Origin of the sequence: Acetobacter sp. DsW_54, from assembly GCF_002153575.1 — a bacterium.
In the GTDB taxonomy this organism is placed as follows: Bacteria; Pseudomonadota; Alphaproteobacteria; order Acetobacterales; family Acetobacteraceae; genus Acetobacter; species Acetobacter fabarum.
The window spans coordinates 248,584-267,563 of record NZ_JOPD01000007.1 but is presented as its reverse complement, the minus strand read 5'-3'; the positions used below and the strand labels follow the sequence as shown (position 1 = coordinate 267,563).

The following is an 18,980-nucleotide window of genomic DNA, read 5'->3' as shown; positions in this document are numbered from 1 at the left end:
ACGATCCAGCGCAGGAAAACGGCCAAAAGTGGGAATCGGTGACGCGGCGTTCTGGTCGGCCATGATCTCAGTTTCTCCGTTCGATCACGTAGTAGGCAAGATCTCGCAGCCGGTCAGCCTGCGCACCAAAAGGTGCGAGTTCGGCAATCGCGGCTTCGGTTACGCGTGCAGCCTCGTTTCTTGCGCCATCAATCCCAAGGAGCGCCACAAACGTGGACTTGCCGGAGGCTTCATCCTTACCTGCGGTTTTACCCAGTTCTTCGGCTGTGGCTGTGGCGTCCAGCACATCATCCGCTATCTGGAATGCGGCACCGATATTGGCACCATATGCCCTAAGGCGCTTGCGCAGATCAGCCGAAGCCTGCCCCAGAATGGCACCAGCCTCAGCCGAGTAACGGATAAGGCAGCCAGTTTTAAGCGCATGCAGGTGGCGGACTTCGTCCAACGGCAGGGCGCGCCCTTCACCTTCCATATCAATCATCTGCCCGCCGACCATGCCAGCGGCACCGGAGGCCTCCGCAAAGCTCTGGATCAGGTCGATGCGCACATCCGCACTTGCATGCGTGTGGGCTGCGACAAGAATTTCGAACGCTCTGGTCTGCAGGGCATCCCCGGCCAGAATAGCCGTTGCCTCGTCAAACTTGCGATGCGTGGAGGGCTGACCGCGGCGCATGTCATCATCATCCATGGCGGGCAGGTCATCATGCACCAAGGAGTAAGCGTGCAGCATCTCAACGGAAGCTGCCACTCTGGCGGACTGGCTCTCCGGCACGCCGAACAGGCTGGCGGCTGTAACCGCCAGATAGCCGCGCAGGCGCTTGCCGCCACCTAAAGTGGCATAGCGCATGGCGTCTATCAGCCGCGCATCGCCTCCCTTTGTAGGCGGAAGCAGAGCGTCGATCGTGCTTTCTATCACGCTCGCACGCGCGCTCATGTCCTGTTTGAGGAGCGCAGCATCAGTTGCGCGAATGATTGTGGTTTGTGTCGGCTCAGTCATCGACATCTCAGTCCATCGGTTTCATGTCCAACGACCCGTCGGACCGTTGCACGATCGCCTGCACGCGGGCTTCAGCTTCACTTAGCTTGGCCTCACAATGCTGCCGCAGGGCCGCACCGCGCTCATATGCCTTAATGGCATCTTCCAGCTTCATCTGGCCGCCTTCCAAGCCGCGCACAATTTTTTCCAGTTCGGAAAGCGCTTCTTCAAAAGACAGCGAAGTGATGTTGTCCGGCATCGTGCGGGCGTCCCTATCCTTCATGAAGGGCAGCCAATAGCGCGAGTAGGGGCCTTCTGCCAAGCCTTGCTTGTCAATGACTGGTTGAATTTCAGCTATGACTGAAAATTATCAGCCTTGCGCACGCCGTTTGATCGTAAAGGCGAAAACTCCGTTTTCATCTGCAAAAGAGACAAGGGCATGCCCCGTCTCCCTGCAGAACACCTGAAAATCGGATACTGATGCCCGGTCAGTCGCCAAAACCCGCAGGCGCGCCCCTTCGGGCAAGCCACGAAGAACACGGTTGGCTTTGAGGACAGGCAGGGGGCAACTCAAACCCCTGACATCAAGAACAGTCTCACTCATGATCACACTTCATACCGTAGATTCAGGGGCACCCCAATCGAACATGCTGCCTGCATGCCATGCGGCATGTTCAGTCCTTGAGCCTGTGCGGCCTGAAACCCGTTGCCACAACATAGAGTTCCGCCGAATCCTTACGGCTGGCCGGGGGCTTGGCGTGGCGCACAAGAGAGAATGCCTGCTTCAAGGTGTCCAGCATGGCTTTTTCAGACCCACCCTGAAACACCTTAGCCACAAAACCGCCACCTTCGGCCAGAATTTCAAATGCAAAATGCAAGGCTTCTTCTGTCAGACCAATAATGCGGATGTGATCAGTCGGCCCATGCCCGGTAGTATTGGGCGCCATGTCCGAGACAACAAGATCTGCCTTACCGCCCAGCATGGTTGTTAGAGTGGAGGCCATGTCGGGGTCGGTAAAATCCCCTTCTATGATTTCAGCGCCGGGCACAGGGTCAACCGGCAGCAAGTCAACCCCCACCACCTGAGCCGCGCCACGCTTAACCAACACCTGTGTCCACCCCCCAGGGGCGGCTCCCAGATCCACCACGCGCATACCCGGGCGGATCAGGCGGAACTTGTCATCCAGCTCAATCAGCTTGAACGCGGCGCGGGAGCGCCACCCCTGCTTGTGAGCGGCCTGCACATATGGGTCGTTCAGTTGGCGAGCCAGCCATTTCTGCTGGGCTGTCGTCCGCCCCCGCGCGGTCCTGAGGGACACTGTTTGCGTACGCATCCGCTGCGGGGCATCGGAATCATCCTTTGCCAGCTTACTACCGGGAGTTGCGCTGCTTTTACGCGCGCGCCCTGGAACGCGCAGTGTGGAAGAGTGCCCGGACGAACGGGGTTTCTTGTCGCTCATAAACCTGTTGCCTGAATCAAATTCTGTGTGGAGTGAGCCTGCTTGGCATGATGGGACCGCGCAGAACGGCGTGACATGGGGGAGGCTTTGCGCAGCATGCGAAGAATCATGCCATCTCGTAACCCACGATCCGCAACAATAATATCCTGCATTGGCCATATATCGTGAATAGCTTCAAAAATAGCACAGCCGGGCAGGACAAAAGGAGCGCGGTCAGGGCCAATACACGGATGGCTCTCAATATTACTCAACCCCATATCCTGCAGCTTGCGCATGGCAAGCCGTGCGCTGCTGGCAGGCAGCAGTGACCCGTCAACCGCAGCCCGGGCATAGCGCGGGAGATTAAGAATAAGACTGGCAAGAGTTGTGACCGTGCCACTCGTACCGATCAGCCGCACCTGATTGCGGCGGATCTCTGAACGGATACGGTGAACTGCTTCAAAATCATTCAGGAATGAGCGGGTATGGTCCACCATGGCACGGTAGCGCTCTGGCGTTAGATCTTCCATCGGCCCAAACTGCTCCGACAGGGTGACCACGCCCACAGGCAGGCTAAGGTAGCCGATCAGGGATTCCGTTTGCTGAGCAGTATCGCTACGGATCCACGCCACTTCCGTAGAACCACCGCCAATATCAAAAAGCAGAGCCCGGTTCCGAGGTGAGCCGAAACGGGGATTATGAATAAGGTTCGCGCAACTTTCGACTGCCAGAGTAGCTTCTTCCCGGCCGGATATAATATGGATGTCAAACCCGGCTGCAGCCTGAGCACGCTCAATAAAATCCTGCCCATTTACCGCACGGCGGCAGGCCTCTGTTGCGACCGCCTGAAACATGCCCACATTGCGCCGCGCCAGTCGGTCCGCACAAATTTGCAGCGCTTCAACCGTGCGCCCCATGGCATCCTCGCTCAGGCGACCTGTATGATGCAGGCCTTCCCCCAGCCGTACAGTACGGGTGAAGCTGTCCACCACCCGGAACCCCCCGGCGGTTTGTGCTGCAATCATCAGGCGGCAATTATTAGTGCCCAGATCAAGAGCGCCAAACAGATCCGGATCCCCGCTCATACCCTGCGAAGGGGGGAAAAGCCTGTTGACCGAGGGGCCGGTCCAGGGAAGAGGGTGATCCATCTGTCCGGTCCTTGGTTGTTAGGGTTGCGCTGAATCTACTCTTATTCTGGGGACCACGACGCCTGGGGACAAGATAAATATGCGCCCAAAACAAAATTCTTTTGTTGGATGGGGTTGCAAGCCCAATATGACGGTGCTAGTAGAGCGTCACCGGCAAGGAAGTGGTGTTTTACACTTCTAAAGCGTCGTCCTGCTGGGGGATAGTTTAGCGGTAGAACTACCGGCTCTGACCCGGTCAGCCCTGGTTCGAATCCAGGTCCCCCAGCCACTTTTTCCCGTAAAATATAAAATTCCACATTAGCTATCAGAGCAGTTGCCTGCATGAGCGATGCAGAACGAGCAAAAGTGGCAGCTTATGTGTTTTGCCGCCTGTTGCAACTTCCACAATGATCTCACGACCTCCCCGCGACATCAGCACTGAATCCGAGCGAAAATCTATCGAGTTTAGTGAATCGAGAACAGAATCATCGCGCAAAGAATAAGATGAATTTATTTATTTGAATTGAGAATAAATAAAGCATTACTCGAATAAAGCATACTCTTCTGCCGTTCAGGCATTCATCCAGAGCCACGACATGCCAAATCGAGTGAAATTCTGTTAACAAACCCTAAACGGGCTTGATATTATCAAAAAATTATTCTTTTGTGGTAGCGTAGATGAATAAAAATTAGGTGATGCGTTTGATATTCTAGCTCTGTATCGCAGTTACAAGGACTTCGATATGGCTGCGCGGGGTTGTTATTTCGTACACTTACAAGAGGTTTTGAGGTTGTCATTGTTTAACAATGACTAAACCTCGGGTTGTTCACCGCAGGGACCATGCTTGCGGAATTAGTAATCGCAATAGAGGTCAGTCGGCTACACCTTCTCCCAAATAACGCCTGCGCCCAGAAACACTGCATAGTCCTTTACGCATTCAAGGCTTAACAATGCTCAATTCAGAATCTCTCACTCTGTCGCACGACACGACATTATATTTTGATATGCTTGAGCAGGCAGCCGATGGCGTTGTTATTATTAACCAGCTTAATCACATTGTGTTTTTCAACACTGCGGCCGAGCAACTCTGGGGCTGTTCTGCGGCAGACGTAATTGGCAAAAACGTGAACTGCCTTGTGCCGATGGAACATCGCGAACAGCATGACGGCTACATTAACCACAACCGCAATACTGGCGTTAATCATATTGTCGGCACCTCGCGCGAGGTTGTGTTCAGCCGTACCAATGGCGATTATGTCGCGGCTGAAATGTCGATTTCCACCGCCATCATCGGGCCGGACAGGCAGCGCTATTACATGGCTTTCCTTAAAGGGGTGACCGAGGAAAGCCATCGCAGAAAAATACTGGACCTCCAGAACCGTGTTTTCCATGAACTCTCTGGAGAATCTCCAGAACAGGACATTGCGGACATGCTCTGTTCAGAGGCTGAACAGCTTGTCCCCAACAGTGTTGCTGTCCTTTTACAGGTAAACTCTGAACAAAATCTTGAGATTCTCTCCGGGGAGGGATTATCGCGCAGAAAAATTGCAATGCTTATGCGCATTGTCCTGACTGACGCGGATATAATAGCGCTAACCCAAGCCCCTGAAGAAGCACGCGCCATTGTCTGGAACGCTGAATCTGGCGGCGGGTATGAAAGCGAGTTTCTGGATTGCTGGGCTTCTGCCATCTGCAACGGGGCAGGGGAGCTGATTGGCATTTTTGCCCTTTACTCGCGTAATCGGGACAAAATAACCAACTGGCCTCAAAAAATTGTTGCGGGTTGCGTGCCCTCCTGCGCCGCTATTATCGAGCGCGGCAAAACCCGCTTGCAGCTCAGCCGCCTGGATCGCTATGACGCGCTAACAGGACTACTCAACCGTAATGCCGTCACAACAATCCTGAAGGATATGACCCTTCAGGCTGCAAGCGCTCCATTCGCCTTGCTCGTGCTGGATGTTGATCTGTTCCAAGACATCAACAACCTGATGGGGTATGACAAAGGGGATGCCCTTTTACAAACCATGGCCCAGCGCCTTACCTCGCAATGCCGAAGCAACTTCATAATCGGCCGACTGGGTGGTGACGATTTTGTTGTGATCATCCCCAACGGGGACCATGACATAGCCAACACCTTTGCTGATAATCTGACTGCGGCAATGCGTGAGCCGGTTGTTATCAATAATCAGGAAATTATCATCTCGTTGAGTATTGGCATAAGCCTGTACCCGGATGATGGCCTTGAAATCGAGCATATTCTGAACCGGGCCGAGATGGCCATGCTTGAGGCCAAAAAGACGGCGCGTAAAAGCTTCCGGCTTTTGGGGAGCATTGCCAATGATGATGTCCGGGCACGCGTTATCATCGGTTCGGCTTTGCGCAAGGCCATTCAGGATTCTGAACTCGAATTGTTTTACCAACCCCAGATCAGCATTAAAAACAACATGCTGTATGGGGTGGAAGCGCTTTCACGCTGGCATCATCCAACATTAGGTACCATTCCGCCTTCACGCTTTATTCCCATTGCCGAAGAAACTGCCCAGATCGAAGCCATTGGCTTGTGGTCACTGGAGCAGGCCTGCATTCAGCTTGTGAAATGGGATGAAACCGGGCTGCACGTTCCCATTGTTAGCGTAAACCTGTCCGCCGCACACTTTAGCAACCCAAGCCTGACAGAACAGATTGTCAACCTGCTTGCGCGTTACAACCTTGCAGCCAACCGCCTGACCATTGAAATAACGGAAGGCGGTATGATGCAGCAGAACATTGAGACAATGACAACGCTTACCGCCCTGCGTGAAATTGGTGTTGGTTTGTCGCTTGATGATTTTGGCACGGGGTTTTCGTCCCTGTCGCGCATTTCCCATCTGCCACTGACCGAAATCAAGATCGACCGCAGCTTTATCATCAATTTCGAAAAAGACGTCAGCTCTCTTATCGTCACGGAAGCGGCGATCAATATCGGCAAACGACTTGGCGTGCATGTCGTGACAGAGGGCGTGGAAGACACGTTCCAGGAAGCCCGACTACGCACCATGGGCTGCGACGTTATGCAGGGATACCTGTTTGCCCGTCCTATGCCCCCGGGTGACCTTCTGCACTGGATGCAGACCCGACCAGCCTTTGCGCCATAGTCTGGCGTCCATACCTGTTCTTCAAAAACGTTATCTAAATTACCGAGGCATCTTCTGGCCGGGAGGGCATTCCCGACCAGAAAAGGAACCTCAGAAAAACAGAAGTAGGAGAATAAAAATGAATAGCATCTCTACGGAAATAAGACACTCACAAAATCGTGCGCAGGATTTTGCGGATCTGGAATATCGTCGCAAATTCATGCAGTTAACGGACAAGGATTGCGCCTCCATTCGCCTGATCAAGGATATTATTGATCGCGAACTGCCAATTGCACTGGATATTTTTTACGAGCAGGTTCGCAAGACACCTGAAACCAGATCCTTTTTTCCAACAGAAGCAAAAATTGCGCATGCAAAGCATGCCCAGCAGGAACATTGGAAAAATATTTCCTCTGCCAATTTTGATCAGAAATATGCAGAAAAAGTGCATACCATTGGCAGTGTCCATGCACGGATTGGTTTAGAGCCGCGTTGGTACATTGGCGGCTACACCATTGTTCTGGATCACCTGATCCGGAGCATTATCTCTGATCTGACGCCAAAAACCGGTCTTTTTGCCAAAAAAGCAACCATTTCCACAGAAGAAATGGGGGAAGCCATTGCCAGCCTGTGCAAGGCGGTCATGCTTGAAATGGATTTAACAATCTCCGTTTATCTGGAAGAAGCTGAAAAAGCCCGCCAGAAATCACGGGATGAAGTAATCCTGAGAGAACAGACTTTTGTGGCGGACAGCTTTGGGATTATCCTGAGCGAAGTTGCAGAGCGCAATCTGTCCCAGAAAATGGACAAGGAACTGCCTTCCGCTTATATCCCGCTGCGCGATAATCCGCTTATATCCCGCTGCGCGATAATCTGAACGGCGCCATTGAATCCCTGCGTGAAACCCTCGGGATTGTTAACGACACAACAGAAACCATTGATATTACGGCAGGCGAAATCAATACGGCTGCACAGGATCTGGCACACAGGACTGAACAGCAGGCTGTCTCGGTTGAAAAAACAGCGGCTGCGGTTGAACAGATTACAGCAACTGTAACTTCCACAGCAGCACGCGTGACAGAAGCCAATGCTTTTGTGAACAACTGCCAGAATATTACTGAACAGTTCGGGGTCATGATCAATCGCGCAACGGCCGCGATGTCTGAAATTGAGCGCTCCTCCGAGGCTATCAGCAAAATTACCAATGTTATGTCCAACATTGCCATCCAGACCAACCTGCTCGCGCTCAATACTGGCGTAGAAGCAGCGCGGGCAGGTGAGGCGGGGAGTGGGTTCCGCGTTCTGGCTCAGGAAATCCGTGATCTTGCCAACAGGGCAGGAAATGCCTCCAAAGAGGTCAAGGAACTGGTCGAAACATCCCGTGGGCAGGTTCTGTCCGGTGTTACGATCATGGAAGAAGCAGGGCACGCCATCAGCACCATTATCTCAAGCGTGGCGGATATTGGCGATCACCTGAAAGCCATTGCAGAAGCAGCCTCCGAACAGGCTACGGCTTTGCAGGAAGTCAATAATGCAGTTTCCACCATTGATCAGGGCACTCGCCAGAACGCGGCAATGGTGGAAGAAACCTCAGCAGCAAGCTCCGGCATGGCACAACAGGCCCGCCAGCTTAAAGGATTGCTGAACGAATTTACGCTGGCGTAATTCGCTCGGCTCTCTGGCTCACATCAAGGCATCTCATTTACGTAATGAGATGCCTTTTTTATTTTTAGTAAATCATGTTCACCGCAAACTGCGGCGAAACTTTAACACCTGTATTGTGGCCAGCATAATAGATTGCAGAGCCAACAATAACCCCAAAACGAGGGCTCCAGCTATATTCCACAGCAGGCGCGATCTGCCAGTCACCACTGCTGGAGGCAATGCGGTCAACATGCTTGCCCGTAGCGTTGGTGCCCCATATGCGAGAACCGTTTGCCCAGTCTCGCGCCAGATCCATGGCCAGAACCCACGAATGATTCAGCCCATATTCCAGAGAAAAGCCTGTCTGCCCACTCATTCCAGGGCGACCACGACCATGGAAGCCGTTGCCAGTGCCATAGCTCGTCACATCTTCCAGATGTGTAGAAGCAAGCGCATGGCGGAACCACCCCCATGTGCGCAAACGCAAGGCGTGACCACCATTTATAACGTAAGTAGATTGCTCAGTAATGGCCATACGGAACACATAGGCCCCCGTACCACTACTGTCCTGTTTGTGCTGTAGTTTGTTATAATCCCCCGTAGGGAAATACACCCCGGCAAAAAGATTAAAGGCCGGAATGTATTTTTTAGGATTAGGGTCCACAAACCGCCAGACCATATCTACTGGAAAATCGCCGAACTTAGGCCCGGAAGAATGGCCCTGCCCACGCTCCCAACCGTAATTAACCACGGTATGTGCCTGAATACTGATATGGTCAGTAATACCGTACTTCCACATGGTGGAGTTGCTAAACGTCTGTTGCCGTGGATGCTGCGGATGGCTGGTGCCGTCCGACGCAAAGCGGCCAATCGGCTGTGTGTAGCTATAATAGGGTTCAATACCAATAAGACCCGCATGCGCTTCTGCCCCGGAAGGGGAGACGAGTGAGCCTGTGTACCACTGCCCATCTGCCGCGCGCGCTGTTCCCATGTAAAAAGTCAGCAGGACCCCGGATGCAGCAAGCAATTTCTGATAATTTATTGTTGTTCTACCTATCATTTTTATCGTTCTTTGCCGCACTTAATACAGATCATATGGGGGTCGCCCGTATAACATCGACCAACGAAAAAATCCATACAGTATGGAAATAATACCGATTGAAACACGAATATTTACTTTGTAGTCATACCGTAACAATCCGGGATTGCAACTATTGTTGCCGGTATTATTTGCAATCCCTCAAAGAGTCACTTGACAGCACAGCCTGTCACAACAGAAATGTAGGCTTTGAAAACCAGAGAAGCGAAGTTCCTACTGCATGGAAATAACGAATTTTGTTAAAACGCTGCTCAATTCATGCCCAGAAATTGCGCTGTTTCTGGCCATTGCAATTGGCTACGCTATAGGAAAAATCCGCTTTGGTTCCTTCCAGCTTGGTGGGGTAGCTGGATCACTGCTTGCCGCTGTTGCAATCAGTCAAATTGGTATTCACATTGATTCCGGCATTAAGGCCGTGCTGTTTGCACTCTTTATTTATGCCGTTGGTTTTCAAAGCGGTCCGCAGTTTTTTCGCTCGCTGGGGCGTCAATCCATGCGGGAAGTGCTTATGGCTGTTGTTCTGGCCGTAAGTGGCCTGCTGACTGTTGTAACCGTTGCCCGTATCTTCCATCTGGACAAAGGGCTGGCTGCTGGCATTGCCGCAGGTGGTCTCACCCAGTCCGCCATTATTGGAACAGCCAGTTCCGCCTTGGAAAAAATGGGGCTTCCGCTGGCGCAGGTCCAGCAGATGCAGGGGAATGTCGCGGTTGGATACGCGGTTACCTATATTTTTGGCTCTTTGGGCCCCATTATTCTTTGCGTTAATATTCTGCCTTGGCTCACAAAGCGCGGTATTCGCGAAGACGCCTTAAAGGCCGAAGCCGCGCAGATGGGTGGTGTGCATATTTATGCAGACGGTGAACAATCTGCGTTGCCGGAACTGGTCGGGCGTATTTTTACCGTTGCGCAAAGCGGACAAACGGTTAGCCAGATAGAAACACCCGCTGTTACCGTGGAGCAGATACGCCGCAACGGCAGTATCCTCGGTCTTGCACCAGAAACACAGCTTGCCGCAGGGGATGTTGTCCTGCTCTTTGGGCACCGGGCCGATGTTATTGCTGCCGGGCAGACGCTGGGCAAGGAAATGCGTAACGCAGACGGCATGGATGTCACCATGGTGCGTCGCGACATTGCCCTGACCAACAAGGTATTTTTTGGCAAGACGATGCCAGAATGTGTGCAGCAGCTCGCAGCATCCGCACGGCATGGCGTTTACCTGATGGGTGTCAGCCGGAACGGAAAGCCCGTTCCTCTGAATGCTGACCTGCGTGCCGTATCGGGCGATATTATCTCGCTCTATGGCACCAGTCAGGATGTACAGCGCGTTGCAGCCCAGTTGGGGCCAATCCTGACCAGCAGCATAAAAACCGACCTTGTTTTCCATGGCTGCGGCTTGGTTCTGGGCCTGTTGATGGGGCTGGTGGTTGTGCGTCTGGGCTCTGTTCCCCTGACTTTGGGCAGTGGTGGGGGCGCTTTGCTATCCGGCCTTTTGTTTGGCTGGTACCAGAGCAAGCATAGCACAAAAGGGAATATGCCGGTGGCATCTTCCGCTCTGCTGGTGGACCTTGGCCTTTCCGGCTTTGTTGCGGTCACTGGGCTGCAAACCGGCCAGCAGGCTGTGGCAACCATTGTCGAGCACGGCGTTACGCTGTTCATGCTCGGGGTTGTTGTAACGCTTGTACCGCTTGTGCTGACCATGCTGTTCGGCCGTTATGTGCTGCGTTACGATAATACTGCCATTTTTGCAGGTGCTCTGGCTGGCTCACGCAGTGCCAATCCGGCTTTTGGGGAAGTCCTGAACAAAGCTGGCAATTCTGTTCCAACAACCCCCTTTGCCATTACCTATGCCGTGGCAAACGTACTGCTGACCCTGCTCGGGCCTTTGGTTGTTGCTTTTTCCTGACCCTGTTTTGCATTTTCTGAAAGCGAGAACACGATGGCTATTGATTACGCCAAGTTCAAAGATCTCAGCCCGTTTGAGCTGAAAGACGAACTCATTCGTCTGGCATCCAGCCATACAGACCGCGCCATGCTGAATGCTGGCCGCGGCAACCCGAATTTTTTGGCCACGCTCCCTCGCTCGGCTTTTTTCCACCTTGGTCAGTTTGCCGTTTCGGAATCTGAACTGTCATTTTCCTACATGACGGCTGGCGTGGGCGGTCAGGCACGTGTGGAAGGCATTGAAGAACGCTTTGAGCGTTTTCTGGCTGACAACCGTGACAAAAGCGGCATTTTCTTTCTGGGTCGAGCACTCAGCTATGTGCGCGACCAAATGGGGCTTTCCGCTTCCGCCTTCCTGCATGAAATGGTTGAGGGCATTCTGGGGTGCAATTACCCAACCCCACCACGCATGCTGAGCATGAGCGAGCAGATTGCAGGCCACTACGTGCTGCGTGAAATGGTGGGCAGCGCCCTGCCGGTTGAAAGCACGGACTTTTTTGCAACCGAAGGCGGCACTGCCGCCATGGCTTATATCTTCAACACGCTCAAGCAGAATGGCTTGGTGAAGAAGGGAGATAAAGTCGCTATCGGTCTACCCGTTTTCTCGCCTTACATTGAAATCCCACAGCTGGACGAATACGGGCTGGAAGTGGTTTCCATTCATGCCGACCCGAGCATGAACTGGCAGTATCCTGCTTCTGAACTGGAAAAGCTGAAGGACCCGGCGGTTAAAATCTTCTTCTGCGTCAACCCCAGCAATCCGCCATCCGTTAAAATGGATGACACCTCGCTGGAACTGATTGCATCCATTGTCAAAAATGATCGTCCTGACCTGATGATCCTGACTGATGATGTGTATGGCACTTTTGCAGATGACTTCCGCTCCCTTTATGCGGTGTGTCCGGCCAACACCATTCTGGTTTACTCCTTCTCCAAATATTTTGGGGCAACCGGCTGGCGTCTGGGCGTTATTGGCGTTCACAAGGACAACGCCATTGATGGCCTGCTCCGTGCTCTTCCCGAAGGCGTGCGCAAAGACCTCGGGCGGCGTTATTCCAGCCTGACAACAGATGCCGGCGCACTCAAGTTCATTGATCGTCTTGTGGCAGACAGCCGTGCAGTCGCCCTGAACCATACAGCCGGCCTTTCCACCCCCCAGCAGGTGCAGATGGTGCTGTTCGCCCTCTTTGCCCTGATGGACGAAACCGGCCATTACAAGGCTTCTCTCAAGGCAGTTATTCGTCGCAGGGAAGCAACGCTCTACCGCGAACTTGGTGTTGAACCCAAGGAAGACGCCAACGCAGTTGACTATTATACGCTCATCGACCTGGAAACGGTTGCGCGTGAACTGTATGGCAAAAAGTTCGCCAAGTGGATGCTCAAGCGCGCCAGCACGGGCGAAATGCTGTTCCGCATAGCTGATGAAACCGGCATTGTTCTTCTGCCTGGTGAAGGCTTTGGGGTGCAAAAGCCCGCAGCCCGTGCATCTTTAGCGAATCTGAGCGAATATCAGTATGCAGCCATCGGGCGTTCTTTGCGCAAGATGGCAGACGAATATTACCAAGAGTTTTTGAAAAGCGACGCATAATTCCAAATACCTAAAGACGAGATAATTTTCTTCTAGGTATTGGGAACAGTTTTCATACAATAGTGTGGTGCAGTAATATGCACCACACTATTTTTATATGTGCTATCCGTCGCCTACTCTACCAATGAATAATCTGATGGCTGGTTCCTTCCATCCCCCACCTCATGAAGAGCAGGGAAGTGGCTTCTGGAATTGCAGTGTCATTGTGCAGATTAAGTATAATTTAAAAATATCCCGCCATATATCTATATGCACACAAATATAGATAACTGCTGTATTTTCCCCACTTCGGGGTCAGTTGGCACGTTTCGTGCTTGCAATTGTGCCACACTCCCCGGCATTTATGCATAAAAGCACGAATATCTGGCGGTACAGCACGCCAATGTGATCCTGATCAATGCTTTAATTTGCAAAGTATATATACAGGTTCATTATTACTATTTCTTTACAAAACCGGGATGGTTCAGATGGCTCTGGGGCGCAGAGAGTTTTTAAAAAGTGCAGGAACGTGCGTGGGGGGAGCCAGCGCCATTGCCCTTGGTTTTGCCCCACCACAGGCTTTTGCGCAGGAAACGCGGCAGTACAAGCTGCTACGTGCAAAGGAAACACGGAACAATTGCACATATTGTTCGGTTGGCTGTGGGCTGCTCATGTATTCTCTGGGTGACGGTGCCAAAAACGCCAAGCCCAGCATCTTCCATATCGAAGGCGACCCAGACCATCCTGTAAGCCGTGGCTCCCTATGCCCCAAAGGGGCTGGGCTGGTGGATTTTATTCACAGCGAAGGCCGCCTGCATTATCCTTCCTATCGTGCCCCTGGCAGCAAGGAATGGACCCGGATCAGTTGGGAAGAGGCTACGGACCGTATTGCCCGCCTGCTCAAGGATGATCGTGACAAGAACTTCATAGCGAAGAACGAAAAAGGCGAAACCGTTAACCGTTGGCTCACAACGGGTATGCTGGCGTCTTCCGCCGCCAGCAACGAAACCGGTCTGCTGGATTTTAAATTCGCCCGGTCCATGGGCATGCTGGCTCTGGACTGTCAGGCCCGCCTATGCCACGGCCCCACCGTTTCTGCCCTTGGTCCAACCCTTGGCCGCGGCGCCATGACCAACAACTGGGTGGACATTAAAAACGCCAACGTTGTGCTGATTATGGGCGGCAACCCGGCCGAAGCGCACCCGGTTGGCTTTAAATGGGTCATGGAAGCCAAAATCCGCAACGGCGCCAAGGTTATGGTGGTGGACCCCCGGTTCAACCGCAGTGCAGCCGTAGCAGACTTTTATGCCCCCATCCGCGCAGGTTCGGACGGCGCATTTTTGCTGGGGGTGATCAACTACCTGCTCACCCATGACCAGATCCAGCATGAGTATGTGAAGTCCTACACCAATGCATCGTTTGTGGTGCGTGAGGACTTCAGCTTCCATGAAGGGCTGTTTAGCGGTTACGACGCTGAAAAGCGGAGCTACGATAAGTCTTCCTGGGCCTATGAGCGTGACGCGCAAGGGTATGCCGTTACCGACCCAACGTTGCAGAACCCGCGTTGTGTCATCAACCTGCTACGCGAGCACGCCGCACGCTATACACCCGATGTGGTAACGCAGATTACCGGCACGCCAGAAAAAGACTTCCTGCATGTCTGCGAAACCCTTGCAGCGACCAGCGCACCGGACCTGACGTCAACCATCCTGTTCGCACTGGGCTGGACACACCACACCAACGGCACGCAGATCATCCGCACCGCCGCCATGATTCAGCTTCTGCTTGGTAATGTTGGCATGCCCGGTGGCGGCCTCAATGCCCTGCGCGGACATTCCAACATCCAAGGTTATACCGACCTCGGGCTGCTGTCGCTCCGCCTGCCGGGTTATATGAACCTGCCCAAGGACAGCCAGCAGACGCTGGATACCTACCTGCAAGCCGTAACCCCGCGTGCGGACGAACCGGGGCAGGTCAATTACTGGCACAATACGCCCAAATTCTTTGTCAGCCTGATGAAAACCCTGTGGGGTGACCACGCAACACCCACAAACAACTGGGGTTACGACTGGCTGCCAAAATGGGACCGCAGCTACGATATGCTGGCCTATTTTGAAATGATGCATCAGGGCAAGGTTAACGGTTACATTGCGCAGGGCTTTAACCCCCTTGCCGCCATGCCGGATAAAAACCGCATGCGTGATGCGCTTTCCAAGCTCCGCTTCCTGATCACCATGGACCCGCTGGATACGGAAACCGCCAACTTCTGGCAGAATGAAGGCACCTTTAATGATGCGAAGCCTGAGGACATCCAGACGGAAGTCTTCAGGCTACCTGCATCCTGCTTTGCGGAGGAAAACGGGTCTATCGTCAATTCTGCACGCTGGCTGCAATGGCACTACGAAGGCGCCAGACCACCGGGCGATGCGTGGAACGATGGCCGCATTATTGGCACCATTTTTACCAAGCTCCGGGCACTGTATGCCAAGGAAGGCGGCGTAAGCCCCGAACCTGTCCTGAATATGCAGTGGAACTATCAGGACCCCGAAGACCCAACGCCTGAAGAAGTCGCCAAGGAAGCCAATGGCTACGCACTGGCCGACATAACGGACGACAAGGGGCGGGTTGTTGTGCGCAGGGGCGAACTGCTGCCTGATTTTTCGGTCATGAAAGATGACGGTACCACAGCCAGCTACTGCTGGATTTTTGCCGGCTCGTGGACCGAAGCAGGGAACCAGATGGCCCGGCGCGACAATACCGATACAGGTCTGGGCACCACGCCCGGCTGGGCATGGGCATGGCCCGCCAACCGCCGTATCCTGTATAACCGCGCTTCGCTTGACGTGCAGGGGCGTCCATGGGACCCCAAGCGGCAGATTATTGCCTGGGACGGACAGCGCTGGGGGGGAGGCGATGTGCCGGATTACCCCGTCACGTCTCCACCCAATAGCGGTGTTGGGCCGTTTATCATGCACAGTGAAGGCGTTGGCCTCTTGTTTGCCGGTGGTGACAAGCTGGTTGATGGGCCATTTCCGGAACATTACGAACCAACCGAAACCCCGGTTCTGTCCTCTGCGCTGGGTAAAACCACGCTCCGCAACCCGGCTGCACGCTTTTATGCGGACGAAAAGCCCCGTATGGGCGACCCGGCCCAGTATCCGTATGTGGCCACAACATACTCCATTACGGAGCTGTTCCGGCACTGGACAAAACACTCCAGACTGAATGCCATCATGCAGCCTGAACAGTTTGTAGAAATTGGAGACAAACTGGCAGGCAAGCTTGGCATTGCTGCGGGCGATATGGTGCGTGTTTCCTCCCACCGGGGGTATATCGAGGCCAAAGCCGTGGTCACAAAAAGGCTCAAACGCCTGAGTGTTATGGGCAAGGATCTGGATCAGGTCGGTGTGCCTTGCCACTGGGGCTTCAAGGGCGCGACCCAAAAGGGGTATCTGGCAAACACGCTTACTCCGGCTATTGGGGATGCCAACTCCCAGACGCCTGAATTTAAAGCTTTTCTTGTTAATGTTGAGAAAGTCTGAGGTGCGCTGATGGGTATGCAGTCACAAGACATTATCCGCCGCTCCGCCACCAACGGACTGACGCCGCTGCCACAGGCCCGCAGTCATGAACAGGAAGTGGCCAAGCTGATTGACGTCTCCCTTTGCACCGGGTGCAAGGGGTGTCAGGTCGCCTGTTCGGAATGGAATGACCTGCGGGACGAGGTCGGGCACAACGTGGGGGTGTATGATAACCCTGCCAACCTGACGCCGGAAACTTGGACCGTTATCCGCTTTGATGAACGTGAGGATGAAGCGGGCAAACTGGAATGGCTGTTACGCAAGGAAGGCTGCATGCACTGCGCCGAGCCGGGCTGCCTGAAGGCATGCCCGAGCCCAGGTGCCATTTTGCAGTTTGCCAACGGCATTGTGGATTTTCAGTCCGAACAGTGCATTGGCTGCGGTTACTGCGTTGCGGGCTGTCCGTTTGATATTCCCCGCATCAGCAAAAAAGACAACCGGGCCTACAAATGCACTCTCTGCGCAGACCGGGTTGCCGTGGGACAGGAGCCTGCCTGCGTTAAAACCTGCCCGACTGGTGCAATCTCCTTTGGTTCCAAAGCCGAGATGATCGACCTTGCGGACACACGGGTGGAAGAACTTAAAGGGCGTGGCCATGAAGGCGCAGGGCTTTACGACCCCGCCGGTGTGGGGGGCACGCATGTTATGTATGTTCTTACCCATGCGGACCAGCCCAGCCTGTACCACCGCCTGCCAGATGACCCGCATATCAGCCCCGTTGTCCGTGGCTGGAAAGAGTGGCTTAAACCCGTAGGCGCGCTTGGGTTTATTGCAACTCTGGCCGGGGCTTTTGCCCACTATATGGGCGTTGGTGCCAACACGACTGACGAAACACCGCCAGCTGAGCCAGAAAAAGAACTGGAAGATGCAGGGCAGGGCCCGAACGACAACGGGAGGGATGCATAATGGACAACAGCAATCTGGTCTTACGTACCAAGCTTATTGACCGCCTGTTCCACTGGAGCATGGTGTCGTGCTTTATGCTGGTCGCTCTTTCAGGGCTGTCCTGGTTCTTCCCGAGCCTGAACTGGCTGGGTTATGTGCTTGGCCCGCCACAGCTTGCCCGTGTGCTGCATCCCTTTTTAGGCATTGCTGTTTTTGGGTTGCTTATGTGCATGTTTGTCCGTTTTGTGCACCACAACCTTTTTGTGCGCACGGACCTGACATGGTTCAAGCATATTGTGGATGTGCTGTTGAACAAGCACGGGCAAAAACTCCAGATCGGCAAATACAATGCGGGGCAGAAGATCCTGTTCTGGGGCATTATGTCCCTGATCAGTCTGCTGTTTGTCAGCGGTTTGATGATCTGGCGGGCTTACTTTGCCGCGCTGTTTCCCATCCCTGTTCTCCGCCTTGCACTTCTGGCGCATTCCGTTGCCGGGCTGGCACTTATCCTGCTGGTTATCGGGCATATTTACATGGGCATCTGGGTGCGTGGCTCCATTGGCGGCATGATCAGTGGCTATGTCTCACGCGCATGGGCCCGGCAGCATCATGACCGCTGGTATGAAGAAGAAGTCGCGCCGACCAAACCCCTGCCATCCAAAAGGCATGGCTGATGCTGAGCAGTTCAGATATTGTCGCCCCGGATAAACGCACCCCCGGGGTTGTGGCGATTGATCCAGCCATTTACCCCATGCTGGACAAACTTTATGCCCGCCGTATTGAACGGTTGAAGGCACAGGCTCTTTTGCAGGGCGAGAACGGAGAGTATTTTCGTTTTCTAACGCATCTGGTGCAGGCCCAGCAGGATAATCTTGCGCAAGCACCTCTTGAGCAGGCTGATGTAGAGGCCATTCACAACCTGCTCAAACAGGGCATTTCCGACACAACAGAACTCGAACACAGCCTTGGCAACATACAGTGCTGGCAGGTTGCCTACGCAACACTCGCGACACAGCTTGCGCCCATGCTTCCGCAAAAAGTGGCTCAGGCACTTGGCGCTCTGTCTGCCGACAAAACGGAGCTTGTCAAAGCCGCCACGCACCTTTTGCGGGCCGATTATGCGCAGGTTGATGCCGGTGTTGCCGTTGTGCTGTGGGCAGCCCTTTCTACCTGCTGGGCGCAGGCTGTTGCACGCAAGCAAGGGGAGGGCATTACACAACCTCTGGCGCATGCCACACACTGCCCATGCTGCCATGCCCCGCCAGTTGCCAGCCTTGTTATGGGCGGCGCGCGCGAAGGGTTACGCTACCTGCAATGCAGCTTGTGCGAGGTACGCTGGCACCGGGTCCGAGCTGTTTGTGTAGCCTGTGACGCCAGCGGGCAGATGGATCACTGGACGCTGGATGACGCAAAATCTGCTATCCAGATCGAAACCTGCGGGGACTGCAAAAGCTACATTAAAACGCTCCGTCTGGATTATGACCCGGAACTGGAAGCCGTGGCTGATGACCTGGGGAGCTTACTGCTGGACAGTGCTATGGAAGCAGAAGGCTTTATGCGTGTAGGTATTAACCCGTTCTCCTTCCCTGCATAACAACGTTACGGAC

Annotated in this window: 15 protein-coding genes and 1 tRNA gene; 10 read left to right on the top strand and 6 right to left on the bottom strand. The window is 53.8% G+C overall.

The genetic code is table 11. From position 1 onward, the window contains the following. Positions 1 to 67: 67 nt before the first annotated feature. The 5 genes from HK20_RS05395 to HK20_RS05375 form a co-directional block, all read right to left on the bottom strand. The gene (locus HK20_RS05395; protein ID WP_086646039.1) at positions 68 to 1,003 is read right to left on the bottom strand and encodes a polyprenyl synthetase family protein; all 936 of its coding nucleotides are present in this window, start codon (positions 1,001 to 1,003) and stop codon (positions 68 to 70) included. 1 nt (position 1,004) lies between these two features. Next, positions 1,005 to 1,259, bottom strand: a complete 255-nt coding sequence (locus HK20_RS05390; RefSeq protein ID WP_172793731.1) for an exodeoxyribonuclease VII small subunit — start codon at positions 1,257 to 1,259, stop codon at positions 1,005 to 1,007. Positions 1,260 to 1,346: 87 nt separating this feature from the next. Then, positions 1,347 to 1,580, bottom strand: coding sequence for a sulfurtransferase TusA family protein (locus HK20_RS05385; protein ID WP_086646074.1), 234 nt, complete (start codon positions 1,578 to 1,580; stop codon positions 1,347 to 1,349). Positions 1,581 to 1,650: 70 nt separating this feature from the next. Further along, positions 1,651 to 2,436 (bottom strand): RlmE family RNA methyltransferase, encoded by a 786-nt coding sequence (locus HK20_RS05380; protein ID WP_086646038.1) that lies wholly within the window; start codon positions 2,434 to 2,436, stop codon positions 1,651 to 1,653. Next, positions 2,433 to 3,563 (bottom strand): Ppx/GppA phosphatase family protein, encoded by a 1,131-nt coding sequence (locus tag HK20_RS05375; protein ID WP_143296453.1) that lies wholly within the window; start codon positions 3,561 to 3,563, stop codon positions 2,433 to 2,435. Before HK20_RS05375 ends, HK20_RS05380 begins: the two co-directional genes overlap by 4 nt. A gap of 194 nt (positions 3,564 to 3,757) precedes the next feature. On the opposite strand from HK20_RS05375, the gene HK20_RS05370 reads away from it, so the two are divergent. The 4 genes from HK20_RS05370 to HK20_RS05355 all read left to right on the top strand — a co-directional run bounded on the left by HK20_RS05370 (position 3,758) and on the right by HK20_RS05355 (position 8,321). After that, positions 3,758 to 3,831: transfer RNA gene (locus HK20_RS05370), tRNA-Gln, on the top strand. 662 nt (positions 3,832 to 4,493) lie between these two features. Next, positions 4,494 to 6,677 carry an EAL domain-containing protein gene (locus tag HK20_RS05365; RefSeq protein ID WP_086646036.1) on the top strand — a complete coding sequence of 728 codons (2,184 nt, stop codon included), beginning with the start codon at positions 4,494 to 4,496 and terminating at the stop codon, positions 6,675 to 6,677. Further along, positions 6,667 to 7,533, top strand: coding sequence for a protoglobin domain-containing protein (locus HK20_RS05360; RefSeq protein ID WP_143296452.1), 867 nt, complete (start codon positions 6,667 to 6,669; stop codon positions 7,531 to 7,533). The genes HK20_RS05365 and HK20_RS05360 overlap by 11 nt, the downstream gene beginning before the upstream one ends. Before the next feature lie 197 nt (positions 7,534 to 7,730). Then, entirely contained in the window at positions 7,731 to 8,321 is a 591-nt protein-coding gene (locus HK20_RS05355) for a methyl-accepting chemotaxis protein (protein WP_086646034.1), read from the top strand. Positions 8,322 to 8,385: 64 nt separating this feature from the next. Here the strand turns inward: HK20_RS05355 and HK20_RS05350 are convergent, their stop codons facing one another. Continuing rightward, positions 8,386 to 9,291: a hypothetical protein gene (locus tag HK20_RS05350; RefSeq protein ID WP_233129088.1), complete on the bottom strand. Its 906-nt coding sequence runs from the start codon at positions 9,289 to 9,291 to the stop codon at positions 8,386 to 8,388. 328 nt (positions 9,292 to 9,619) lie between these two features. On the opposite strand from HK20_RS05350, the gene aspT reads away from it, so the two are divergent. The 6 genes from aspT to fdhE all read left to right on the top strand — a co-directional run bounded on the left by aspT (position 9,620) and on the right by fdhE (position 18,967). Continuing rightward, positions 9,620 to 11,302 (top strand): aspartate-alanine antiporter, encoded by a 1,683-nt coding sequence (gene aspT, locus HK20_RS05345; protein WP_086646032.1) that lies wholly within the window; start codon positions 9,620 to 9,622, stop codon positions 11,300 to 11,302. A 33-nt stretch (positions 11,303 to 11,335) separates the two neighbouring features. After that, the gene (locus HK20_RS05340) at positions 11,336 to 12,928 is read left to right on the top strand and encodes a bifunctional aspartate transaminase/aspartate 4-decarboxylase (protein ID WP_086646031.1); all 1,593 of its coding nucleotides are present in this window, start codon (positions 11,336 to 11,338) and stop codon (positions 12,926 to 12,928) included. 467 nt (positions 12,929 to 13,395) lie between these two features. After that, a complete protein-coding gene (fdnG, locus tag HK20_RS05335) occupies positions 13,396 to 16,449 on the top strand; it encodes a formate dehydrogenase-N subunit alpha (RefSeq protein WP_086646073.1) in 3,054 nt (1,017 codons plus the stop codon). A 9-nt stretch (positions 16,450 to 16,458) separates the two neighbouring features. Continuing rightward, entirely contained in the window at positions 16,459 to 17,394 is a 936-nt protein-coding gene (gene fdxH, locus HK20_RS05330) for a formate dehydrogenase subunit beta (protein WP_086646030.1), read from the top strand. Beyond that, the gene (locus HK20_RS05325) at positions 17,394 to 18,047 is read left to right on the top strand and encodes a formate dehydrogenase subunit gamma (RefSeq protein WP_086646029.1); all 654 of its coding nucleotides are present in this window, start codon (positions 17,394 to 17,396) and stop codon (positions 18,045 to 18,047) included. Before fdxH ends, HK20_RS05325 begins: the two co-directional genes overlap by 1 nt. After that, entirely contained in the window at positions 18,047 to 18,967 is a 921-nt protein-coding gene (gene fdhE, locus HK20_RS05320; RefSeq protein WP_086646028.1) for a formate dehydrogenase accessory protein FdhE, read from the top strand. The genes HK20_RS05325 and fdhE overlap by 1 nt, the downstream gene beginning before the upstream one ends. Positions 18,968 to 18,980: the final 13 nt, after the last annotated feature.